Source organism: Saccharopolyspora sp. NPDC050389 (assembly GCF_040655595.1).
Taxonomy (GTDB): domain Bacteria; phylum Actinomycetota; class Actinomycetes; order Mycobacteriales; family Pseudonocardiaceae; genus Saccharopolyspora.
Genome location: NZ_JBFAKG010000174.1, coordinates 1 through 10,882, shown reverse-complemented (window position 1 = coordinate 10,882; position 10,882 = coordinate 1). Strand labels below are relative to the sequence as shown.

Annotated in this window: 9 protein-coding genes and 1 pseudogene; 4 read left to right on the top strand and 6 right to left on the bottom strand. The window is 66.7% G+C overall.

Going from position 1 to position 10,882, the window contains the following annotated elements; all coding sequences use genetic code 11:
• Positions 1-328 precede the first annotated feature (328 nt).
• Positions 329-502, top strand: a complete 174-nt coding sequence (locus AB0I53_RS48355) for a hypothetical protein (RefSeq protein ID WP_358617652.1) — start codon at positions 329-331, stop codon at positions 500-502.
• Positions 503-504: 2 nt separating this feature from the next.
• Here AB0I53_RS48355 and AB0I53_RS48350 read toward each other — a convergent pair whose 3' ends face one another.
• The 3 genes from AB0I53_RS48350 to AB0I53_RS48340 form a co-directional block, all read right to left on the bottom strand.
• Entirely contained in the window at positions 505-1,959 is a 1,455-nt protein-coding gene (locus AB0I53_RS48350) for an AAA family ATPase (protein ID WP_358617649.1), read from the bottom strand.
• The gene (locus tag AB0I53_RS48345) at positions 1,950-3,104 is read right to left on the bottom strand and encodes a DUF262 domain-containing protein (protein ID WP_358617647.1); all 1,155 of its coding nucleotides are present in this window, start codon (positions 3,102-3,104) and stop codon (positions 1,950-1,952) included. Before AB0I53_RS48345 ends, AB0I53_RS48350 begins: the two co-directional genes overlap by 10 nt.
• A gap of 625 nt (positions 3,105-3,729) precedes the next feature.
• Positions 3,730-5,274 (bottom strand): class I adenylate-forming enzyme family protein, encoded by a 1,545-nt coding sequence (locus AB0I53_RS48340; RefSeq protein WP_358617645.1) that lies wholly within the window; start codon positions 5,272-5,274, stop codon positions 3,730-3,732.
• Positions 5,275-5,505: 231 nt separating this feature from the next.
• Here AB0I53_RS48340 and AB0I53_RS48335 point away from each other — a divergent pair, with 231 nt between their 5' ends.
• Complete coding sequence (locus AB0I53_RS48335) at positions 5,506-6,888, top strand: MFS transporter (RefSeq protein ID WP_358617643.1); 1,383 nt, start codon at positions 5,506-5,508, stop codon at positions 6,886-6,888.
• Positions 6,889-6,933: 45 nt separating this feature from the next.
• On the opposite strand, the gene AB0I53_RS48330 is transcribed toward AB0I53_RS48335, so the two are convergent.
• The 3 genes and pseudogenes from AB0I53_RS48330 to AB0I53_RS48320 all read right to left on the bottom strand — a co-directional run.
• Positions 6,934-7,389, bottom strand: a complete 456-nt coding sequence (locus AB0I53_RS48330) for a zinc ribbon domain-containing protein (RefSeq protein WP_358617640.1) — start codon at positions 7,387-7,389, stop codon at positions 6,934-6,936.
• On the bottom strand, positions 7,326-7,802 hold the full coding sequence (locus tag AB0I53_RS48325) for a recombinase family protein (protein ID WP_358617655.1): 477 nt from the start codon (positions 7,800-7,802) through the stop codon (positions 7,326-7,328). The genes AB0I53_RS48330 and AB0I53_RS48325 overlap by 64 nt, the downstream gene beginning before the upstream one ends.
• A gap of 101 nt (positions 7,803-7,903) precedes the next feature.
• A pseudogene (locus AB0I53_RS48320) lies at positions 7,904-8,212 on the bottom strand (recombinase family protein); the annotation flags it as partial.
• 472 nt (positions 8,213-8,684) lie between these two features.
• Here AB0I53_RS48320 and AB0I53_RS48315 point away from each other — a divergent pair.
• The gene (locus AB0I53_RS48315) at positions 8,685-9,848 is read left to right on the top strand and encodes an IS110 family transposase (protein ID WP_358617637.1); all 1,164 of its coding nucleotides are present in this window, start codon (positions 8,685-8,687) and stop codon (positions 9,846-9,848) included.
• A 513-nt stretch (positions 9,849-10,361) separates the two neighbouring features.
• Positions 10,362-10,880, top strand: coding sequence for a hypothetical protein (locus tag AB0I53_RS48310; RefSeq protein ID WP_358617635.1), 519 nt, complete (start codon positions 10,362-10,364; stop codon positions 10,878-10,880).
• Positions 10,881-10,882 lie beyond the last annotated feature (2 nt).

Here is a 10,882-nt window from a genome sequence, read left to right as displayed (position 1 = left end):
GTCCCACTGGCGCAGACGCCACCAACACCGCGCCAAAACCAGCCACTACCAGCGAAGACAGGCCAAAAACTACAAAGTGCGGCTGGAGTACTAGGGCCTCTCGCGTCGTTGCTTGCCCTCGACGCTGTGGTGCTTCTGACTCGTCGAATGACCTCGACATCACGCACCCGGGTGGCCTCACCCAGGAACCCGGACACATCGAGCGTGGAGCGGTCGAACCCAGCGGCCGTCGAGGTCTTCACCGCCCGCACGACCGGGATCTACTGCCACGGCGTGTCGGCACCCACGGCGCCGACCCGGACAGGCGCGCATGTCAGACTGCCAGGCGATGCATACCCCTTCCGACCTCGCCGACCTGCTCGAATGCGAACACCGCAGCATCCTCAAGCAAGCGTTGGCGGCGAGACTGCCCGGCGCGCCGCGCCCGAGCTCCGGACCCGACCGGCTGGCCGTCAAGCACGGCCACGCGCACGAGGCAGCCAAGAGCCAGTTCTGGCGTTAAGATCAAACAGTTCGCTGTCCGCATTTGTCCTTGAGCCAATCCACAAGCTCGTCAACCTCGCGCTTGTGTACTTCGTCGGTCAGCAAGAGGTCCACAACAGCCCGGACCACAGGAGCCGTCTCCCCATAATGCTTGCCGAGCTCTGCCAGCCAGTCATGATGGTCTTGGCCTGCCAGGGTCTCCAGGAACATGCGCAGCCGCTCGGCGCCACCGGCCAATGGGGGTTTCCAGGACGCGGAGGGGTCGGCTCGCCACCGGTCCATGGCTGCGCGCAGCACAATCTCCGGTGCTTCGCTGCCCGGAAGGTACCCGAACCTCGCCGAGTCGGACTTGCCGCGCTGGTCACCGTCCAGAACACCGACCATCGCGAACCGGTCCGGGCTGAGGTCGCGGATCTCGTCGAGTACACGATGCACGCCGGACTCCCCGGAGCGGGCATACCGAATGGTCACGGCACCGATTAGGTCCGGGGCCACGGCTTCAAGCACCGCACGCAGGATCTGCTGGGCTACCGCATCCTCGACGAGTACGGCCGCGCTGGTGGTTGCAGGGATGCCGAGGAAGTCGCTGATCGTGCGGATCCCCAGGCCGTGCCGGAAGCCCTGCTCGGGCGGTCCTTTGAGGAGGGTCACGTTCCCGACCGGCAGCGGGTTGATAATGCCCGGCGAGTGGCTGGAGACGACCATGGTCAAGTCCTGCTCAACCGCGAACGCCGCCATCGCGTCAGTCAGCGCCCGCTGCGAGAATGACGCCAGGTGGCTCTCCGGTTCTTCGAGCAGCACGACCGTACCCGGCTCTAGGCCGCGCAACCGCCACAACAAGTAGGTGACCACCAATTCACCCCGCCCCATGTCGAGCAGGTCGTAGGTCTGGCCGTGCGCCTCGACTTCGAAGTAGGGGGTCGGGTTGTCGTCTTCGCTGAACGCCGTCACCTCGTAGACCTGCACGGCCACATACGACCTCCGCAGGATATGACCGATCCGCCGGACGTCGTCTTCCGGCAGCGGTGCGGGATCCACCCCTTCCTTCAGGTCTTCCCGGTTGTCATCACCACTGAACAGCCGGATGAGCTCCTCGGTCTCGGCGGAGGGGTCGATGTAAACGACCGCCGCAGGCCCCTCGCCTGATCTCACACGCTCTGATCCGTCGAAGCCCACTGTCCACTCCGCGCCCGCGGTGCTTCCGGTAACCGAGATCGACGACAGCCAGTGCGGCAGCTTCGGGACGTACTGTCGTCGCTCGGCCTCCTCACCATCGCCGAGACACCGAGCCAGCGCGCCGAGTGTGCGCGATTTTCCCGCACCGTTGCCACCGCATAGAACCGTGATCCCTGGGCCGAATTCGAGGACGTGAGCCTCGTCTGCACCTCGGAACTCGGCCTTTGTGAGCCGACTGGTGTAGTTGCGCTTCGACATCTGCGCTAGCACCCGCTCCCGGGCGGCCTGCCTCAAAGCCACGGGAACTCCCCCCATTTCACGGACCCAGCGAACTCATAAAGCGCCCGGTCCGCGTTCACCTGGCTGGCCTGCTTCCAGGCCCGGTCGATTTCCTCGGGCGGTAGCGCGGCGCCGGAGGAGAGTGGAGCGCGAGCCGAGAACAACATCCACGCGGTCAGGTCGCGCAGGACGACCGAGGAAACATCTGCGACCCGGGAGGTGGCGCGGTCGTTAAAGACCGTCAGAACGGCGCGATCCCGCGCCGTCGCGAGGTCGGGCTTCACACGGCTCTGTTCGATAAGGTCGATCACATCCGCGAGACCGGACCCGTAGGTATTCAGGAGATTGTGGCGGTGCAGCTTCGCAGCCATGCACAGCCAGGTGTGAATGGTTGCCTTGTTCGGCTTGCGTGATCCCGCACGACCCAGTAGCGGGAGGTCGAGAACGAATTTGAGAGACCGCTGCGCCTGATAAACGGTATCATCCGGGAACATCATCGTGGACCGGTACCGATTTGTAATCCGCTGTGCGGTCACCTTTTCGGTGAGGGAGCGTTTCTCCAGTGTCAGCAGGAAACGAGCGATCAGGTCGTCATAAGCCATTCTGGCGTTCGAGAAGCCGATCCGTTCAGCAGCCAGGCCTTCGCCGACCGCCCACGCAACTAGGTCGCGCACCTGGTTGCGTGGACCTCCGATGAAAGCGTTGCGTTTCTCCGCCTCGGTGAGGCTGGTCGGCTGGTTGAGGCGGAAGAAGAGCTCGTGCGGCTCATCCGGGGTGTAATCCGTCAGCGCGAACACGCGGATCGAGAACTGGTTGAAACTCCGCTTGCGCGCGGGAGGCAACTGCTCGTAGCCAAAGTCGTCCAGCCCTGTTAGGGCGGGGTCGACGGGCTCGATCATACCGTCGATCGTGAACCTGTTGAGCACGAAGTCGCGGATCGCAGTCAGCCGCTGTTGCCCGTCGAGCACGTCGTAGGTGTTGTCTTCCTTGGCCACCAAGTGGATCGGCGGGACGTGCCATCCGCGGAGGATGCTGTCGATGAGCCGCTGCTTTTTGTTCTTCGTCCAGACCTCACCCCGTTGAAACTCCGGCTGGAGATCGTAGGTGCCGTCGTCGATGCGGTTGTAAATAGTTGAGATGTCTGGGTCGCTGGTGGTGAACTTCACCCTTGCCCTACCTCCTGCTTGCCCCCGGACGGCACCGGTCCGTAGCAGCCGATCGTACCGGGGTGTGTGCAGATCGCGGCGGGCAGTCCCTGACCCTCGCAGACCGACGTGCCCGAGCACGGGAAAGGCACCAGAACTTGCCTAACAATCCCAAAGTCGACGCAGCCAAGTCCGAACTCCGACGACGTCCACAAGCAATCGAGCCCCGCCGCGAGCGTTTCCAGCTGGGCGGCCAACCTGCGCTCGCAGCTCCGATGTTCCGGACACGTGTGCGTGGCGCACCAGGCGATACTTCGAACTGCGCAGCCAGCTTTGCTGCAGAGTTCGACCTACGCCCGATGCCCGCAGCGGGAGAAGCTGCGCAGGGCAACGTTCGGCATTCGACGCCTCGCGAAGAACGCCCCCTCCAAACGTGCAGCATGACCCGCGCCGGCCCGGGCCCCGCCTCGCGGTGAGTCAGTTCGGATGTCCCAGGGCTCTCGCTTGGAGAGATGTCAACGGCTTTCCTCGTCAGGGCCCCCACGACTCGGTCACCCTCGGCCCGTGCCTGCTAAAAGTCTGGAGTCGCCGCCCGGTCGGCGGGGCCGGACTCCCGCTTACCGGGACCACCGACAGCTCTCCTGCCTTACGCCCATCGCCGCCGCAGTTCCGCCTTAGCGATCTTCCCGCCTGCCGAGCAAGGCATCTCGTCGACAATCTCGAGTCGCTCGGGCCAGGTTTCCTTGGACACACCCCGGTGGGCCAGGAAGGCACAGAGGTCGGGCAGGGACAGCTCGGCGCCCGGGCGCAGCTCGATCACGGCGCACACCCGTTCTCCGAACACCTCGTCGGGTACGCCGATTGCCGCGACCATCTCGACCGCGGGATGCTCCCCCACCCGCTCCTCCACCGCGAGTGCCGAGATGTTCTTGCCGCCCCGGATGATGAAATCCGAGACCCGACCGACCACTCGCAGGCGATCCTGTGCGTCGATCGTGCACCGGTCACCGGTCAGCATCCAGCCGTCCGCGTCGAAGAGCTCCGCGTTCGCCCTGGGATCGGCGTAGTAGCCGAGGCTGGCCGCAGGCCCGCGACAGCTCGAGCGCCCGCCGTCCACACCCTCGGACAGCCGGACCCTCATGTCGGGGACAACCCGTCCGGCGCTGGTCAGCCGGGTCTCCTGGTCGTCGCGCACCGTCGTGCAGGAGAGCATCCCGGTCTCGTTGGAGCCGTAGAACTGGAGCAGTGCGGCGCCGGTCCGCTCCTCGAACTCCAGCCCGCGGCGGTATGGGATCGCCTCGCCGCCGGTGAACATGCAGCGCAGTGAGCGTGCGTCGACGGTCACGCCCGGGTCGGCGTTGAGCATCATCACGAACTGGGTGGTCACTGCGGCGAGCACAGTCGCCCGCTCCGCGGCGATCAGCCGCATCGCAGCGGCGGCGTCGAACCGGCGCATCCGCACGGCCGTGGCGCCGAGCAGGATCGGGGTGGCGTGCGCCGACCAGAGTCCGAAACCATAGGGCGTCGGCACGACCGAGAGGATCACGTCGTCCTCGGTCAGATCGCCGGCGAGGGTGGCCTGCGTGTAGTAGTAGAGCAGCCGATTCTGGTGGTGGGCAACGCATTTGGGCATCCCGGTGGTGCCGGACGTCGAGTTCAGTACGAACAGGTCACCGAGCCCGAGAGCACGGTCGGCCGACACGCGGGGCCCACCCTCCCAGGGCACGGCGCCGAGGCGGACCGCCCCCGGGCGGTCGGGGTCGACGACCAGGTGCCGTCCGGCCGGGAAGCCGAGCTGGACTGCGAGCGTCGCGGTGTCACGCCCAGCGTGCTCCGGTGCGGTGACCAGCACCGTGGACCCGGTCAACCCGACAAGGTGCTGGACCTCCTGGTCCCCCGCCCGAGCCGGGACGCCCACCGCCACGACCCCGGCCCGTTCGGTGGCCAGGTAGAGGGCGTGCACCACCGGACCGTCCGGGAACAGGATCGCAATCCTGTCACCCCGTTCGGCGCCCGCCGCGACCAGGCCGGCGGCGAGGCGGTCGGCCAACTCGTCCACATCCGACCACGTCAACCGTTGTCCGTCTCCCACAAAGGCGAAAGCGTCCGGGCGCTCGACCGCGTGCCTGCGCACTCGCTCGGCGAGCGTCTCGCTCCCGAACCGGCCTACCTCCGCGAGCCGCTCCGCCACGTGTGCTTCGTGAATCGAACCCGGGATCGGGCCGGCTCCAGCGGGGAACAGCCTAGGCGGGAGGAGCCCAGGGAAATCGACCATGAGCGCTGTCCTTTCCGACACGTCTGCGAGTTCGACCAAGTTCGACCAAGCGCTTGACCGATAGAAACCGAAACTCTAGCTTCAGCGCAAGGGGAACTTCCCCGCTGACGGTTGTCGGTACCTGGTCACGCCGTCCGCGGGGAGGCCGTGATCAAGGAGGATCCGCCTGTGCCCTCAGCAGCCTCGAATCGCCCGGACGACACGCGCACGGCCCGACGCGCTGCGCTCAGCTCGTTCCTGGGCTGCGTGCTGGAGTACTACGACTTCTTCGTCTACGGCTCGGCCGCCGCACTGGTGTTCAGCACCGTCTTCTTCCCTGCGCACGACGCCACGGTCAGTACGGTGCTGGCGCTCGCGACATTCGGCGTTGCCTACGTCGCTCGTCCACTCGGCGCAGTGATCTTTGGACACTTCGGGGACCGCATCGGTCGCCGCAACACACTGATCGTCACGTTACTGCTAATGGGCCTGAGCAGCACGGCGATCGGGCTGCTGCCCACCTACGAGACCGCCGGGGTGATCGCGCCGTTTCTCCTGGTGTTCCTCCGGGTGTTGCAAGGCATCTCGGCGGGGGGCGAGGCGGCAGGCGCCAGCACCCTAACGCTGGAGCACGCCCCAGATGGGCGGCGGGCGCTGTTCACCAGTTTCACGATGTCCGGGTTCGCCGCCGGCATGGTGCTCGCCACCCTGGTCTTCATCCCGGTGGCGGCGCTTCCCCGCGACTCGCTGCTCTCCTGGGGATGGCGGATCCCGTTCCTGCTCAGCATCGTCGTGGTCGGGCTGACCTACATGATCCGCCGCCATATAGATGAGACGCCCGTCTTTACTGAGGAGGTGGCCACCACCCGTGAGGAGCAGATCCCGCTGGTCGCGGCCGTCACCACCCGAGGGCGCGAGCTGCTGCGGGTCATCGCCTGCTCGGTGTTCGGCACCTTCCAGTCGCTGTTCGCGGTGTTCGGACTGGCGTACGCCACGTCAGACCCGATCGGGCTGCCGCAGTCGACCATGCTCTGGGTCTCGGTGATCGCGAACGCGGTCGCGATCGTCGCCATCCCGGCGTGGGCGACGGTGTCGGACCGCGTGGGCCGACGTCCGGTCTGGGTGTTCGGCACTCTGGGGTCGGCCGTGTTGGCGGCGGTCTACCTTTATGTGGTCTCCATCGGCAACCTGCCGCTCGTCTTCATCGTGGGAATCGTCTACGCCGGCATTGTTTACAGCGCACTCAACGGCGTCTGGCCTGCGTTCTTCGCGGAGATGTTCGACGCCCGCGTTCGCTACACGGGGTTTGCAGTCGGCAGCCAGATCGGCTTCCTGATCGCCGGCTTCACCCCTTCGATCGGCTTCGCGATCATGGGATCAGGGGCCATGGCCTGGGTTCCGGTCGCGCTGCTCGTGGCAGGCTGCGGGATCGTGTCCGCCGTGTCGGCGCTGACCGCTCCCGAGACCCATCGCACACCGACTGCCGAGTTGGGGCTGCCGCGGGCGAAGAGTTCAGCAGGACGATCCACCGCACTGCCTGGAAAGCGCTAGCCGAGAGGCCCGGCGACGCACAAAGCCATCCCAGTGAGAGGCCAGTCAGCACCCACGCGACGCTGAGCGCTCTACGACTGGTCGACTCTGCGCTTCCTCGAGCGCCCAGTCCGGACCGAGGTAGACGATCACCAGTCCGTTCGTGCGGAGGTAATCGGCCACGGCCGCCTCGTCGTTCCCGGTGGCATCGGCCAGACGGGCCCGAAGCGCTGCGAGTAAGTGGTCTTCCCTGACGTAGGTGTTCTTCATGACCGGCGCCTGGTTGCGGGCGCTGGTGTGGCCGTGGCGGCAGCGGTAGCCAGCACGGTTGTTCACCCAGTGCGAATCGAACCGCCGACCGCACCGGCCACACACGACCAGCCCCGCCAACCGATAGATCCGTGTATCGCCACCCTGAGTCTTGCGGGCAACACGCATCCCTTGGATGGCGTGGAACGTCACCTCGTCGACCAGCGCACGATGCGCCGGCACGTTCGACACCACCCAATCCCGCTCATCCATGCGGCCCCGGCCCCGCCAGCACGACGAGCACTGCCAGGGTTGTGGAGGGTGCCGTGCCGGTTCCACACCTGCCGACCGGTGTAACGCGGATTCTCCAGAATCCCCGCCACCGTCCGCGTAATCCACGCCCGCCCAGAACGATGTGAGTTGCGTGCCCGATCAGCACCAGACGGACACGCCACCTCACGTTCGTTGAGTTCCCGTGCGATACCAGCGACGCTGCGCCCCGCGGCACGCTGCTCGAAGATCCACCGCACCCACGGCGCCGTAGCCGGATCCGGCTCCAACCGATGCAATCGACGACCCCACTGCGCGTGAACACTATTGGGATGCGGCCCCGCATCAACCAACCGATACCCATACGGCGGCCGCCCACCCAGAAACCGGCCCTGCGTGCACACCTGGGCGCGCATGGCAGCCAGACCTGATGCCGCGGCTTGAGCACTTCACGCCGTGACTGCGAACCCAGCAACAACATCAACGCCTGATGAGCCGGATCCTCGAGATCCACCGGCCCACCCGCCTCCGGCAACCACAGCTCCACACCCTGATCCGCCAAGAAGGCCATCACCGTCCGGAACTGATCACCGTAAAAAGCCCGCTCATACTCACCCACGACCACGGCATCAAAACCACAATCCGGGCTCTGCACCGCGGCCAGCAGCGCCGCCGCACACCGCCGCTTCGGCCAGGCCCACCGGCGCGAACAGCCCTCATCGAAATACTCGGCCACGATCACCCCACGACCGGCGATCGTCTCCTCAGCCACCTCGAGCTGCCAGGCCAGCGACGTCTCCTGATCCTGGAACTCCTTCGTCGACATCCGCCCATAAAAAGCGAACCGCACCAGCGACCCACCACGACCACTCCCCCGACACCGGCGACGGCCGCGACCGGCCGTTCCAACTGGACCCGTTCCGTCTACTTCGGTCACTACGCACCCCGCATCCAACACCGCCCAATGAGGCAGTGCTGGAACGCCAGCACACGACACCTGTGACGCAGCACCGGTTCAACATGACCCGAATAGCCGCATGCCGGCGCCAAGGGCAAGAGCACCGACGCCCCCGTTACCTTTTTCGTGGCTCTGATCTTGGAGCCCTGGTCGCCAGGCCTGGCATGACTTTGTCCCCCAGTCGAACGGATGATCCGGGGGGTGGTGTCACCAGGTCTGGTGGCATCGGTGGACCGCTGATAGGGACACGGCCGCCTGCGGGTAGGTCTCGTCGTAACGTGGCTGCCGGCCGTCGGTGCCTGACTGGTGACCAGCAACTTCGACATGAAGGACTTGGTCGATGCCCAGCACGTACGGCGTGTTCCTCGGTCTGGATGTAGGCAAGGGTGAGCACCATGCCGTGGGCCTGGACGTGGCCGGGAAACGGCTGCACGACGGGCCGCTGCCCAACAGCGAACCGAAGCTGCGGGCACTGTTCGACAAACTCGCCGCCCACGGGCCGCTGCTGGTCGTGGTCGATCAGCCGGCCACGATCGGCGCGTTGCCGGTCGCGGTTGCTCGCGCTTGCGGGCACCAGGTCGCCTACCTGCCCGGACTGGCGATGCGCCGGATCGCCGACCTCTACCCGGGCAACGCCAAAACCGACGCCCGCGACGCCTTCGTGATCGCTGATGCCGCACGCACCCTGCCCCACACGCTGCGCCAGGTCGACGTCGGCGACGATGCCCTGGCCGAGCTCGGCGTGCTGGTCGGGTTCGATGACGACCTGGCCGCCGAGGCAACCCGGATCAGCAACCGCATCCGCGGCCTGCTCACCGGCATCCACCCCGCCCTCGAACGCGCCCTCGGCCCGAAGGTCACCCACACTGCGGTGCTGGAGATCCTGTCCCGCTGCGGCGGCCCGATCGGCCTGGCCAACACCAGCCGACGCAAGCTGACCTCGATCGCGACCAAGCACGCGCCCCGCATGGGCGAGCGGCTGGTCGACGACATCCTCGCCGCCTTGTCCGAGCAGACCGTGGTCGTTCCCGGCGCCGCCGCAGCCGACGTGGCCCTGCCGCGCCTCGCCGAGAGCCTGAAAACAGTGCTGGAGCAACGGAAAACGCTCGCGGCCGAGGTCGAAGGGATCCTTGATGCGCACCCTCTTGCCGAGGTCCTGACTTCCATGCCCGGCATCGGAGTCAGGACCGCTGCCCGCATCCTGCTGGAGATCGGCGACGCCTCCGCGTTCGCCAGCTCCGCACACCTGGCCGCCTATGCCGGCATTGCCCCGGTCACCCACCGCTCCGGCAGCAGCATCCGTGGTGAGCACCCCGCCCGCACCGGCAACCGCAAGCTCAAACGCGCGTTCTTCCTCGCCGCCTTCGCCGCCCTAGCCGACCCCGCCTCCAGGGCCTACTACGACCGACAGGTGCGCCACGAGGCGCTTGATGTTCGAGTGGAGGTGAGAGACCTTCGCCGCCCGTCCGTCGCAGCGGCCGGGTTGAAGCTGGGAGCAGCCTGATCCGGGGAACGCCGGGGAGGGTGGGAAGCAGCTCCGACGATGTCGGGACGCACCAGCACTGCCAGATGGTGCGGGTCCGGCTAGCGAGGCCAGAGGGTACAGCGAAAGCGAACCAGTGGTTGACGCCCCGTAAGCGTAGTACCGGCTCCAACCTGGTGGATACGGGCCGGGATGCAGTGCGCGGTCCCTGTTTTGCGAGGGGACCGACTCCGACACCGCGTTTGTCGACCGGTGCGGAGGCCACGCCGAATGTCTGCGGCGTAGGCGTGGCGATGCTGCCGGGGTGGAGCTGGGTGCCTGCCTGGCCGATCGAACACCGAGTGAACGTGGGAACCGCCCCGGTTCGCCCTCCCCACGCGGCAGCCAGCCGGGTGGCGGGCAGGTCCGTTGCCGACCGAGGGACGTGGGGCGGGACGGAGGTCTCGTAGTACTCCGAGCCGGGGAAAGCCCGGCACATGGGGAAGGAGACCAGCAAGTCAGCAAGGAGGATGCTGGAATGCCGGGAGGCCACGGGTGAACACCCGCGATCCGGAGATGGCCCTGCACTGGGCCGAGCGCCGGGTACTGGAGATCCAGACCAAGTTGCACCGATGGGCGACCGGCGATCCTCACCGCCGGTTCGATGATCTGTTCAACCTCGTTGCCGATCCCGCCTTCCTGTTGGTGGCGTGGGATCGGGTGCGGAGCAATAAGGGGTCGCGCACGGCGGGAGTGGACGGCAAGACCGCCCGCTACATCGAAACCGCCACCGGGGTCGAGGTTTTCCTCGACCAGCTGCGCCACCAGCTCAAACTGCGCAGCTTCCGCCCGGTTCCGGTGCGGGAACGGATGATTCCCAAGACGAACGGCAAGATGCGTCGCCTGGGCATCCCGACCACGGCCGACCGGGTGGTCCAAGCGGCCCTGAAGCTGGTGCTGGAGCCGATTTTCGAGGCGGATTGTGCGCCACGAGGCGCTGCTTTTACCGGACGCGGTGAGAGACCGTGTCGGGCTCTTGTCGCAGCAAGGGCCTGGAAGCTGGAGACAGCCTGATC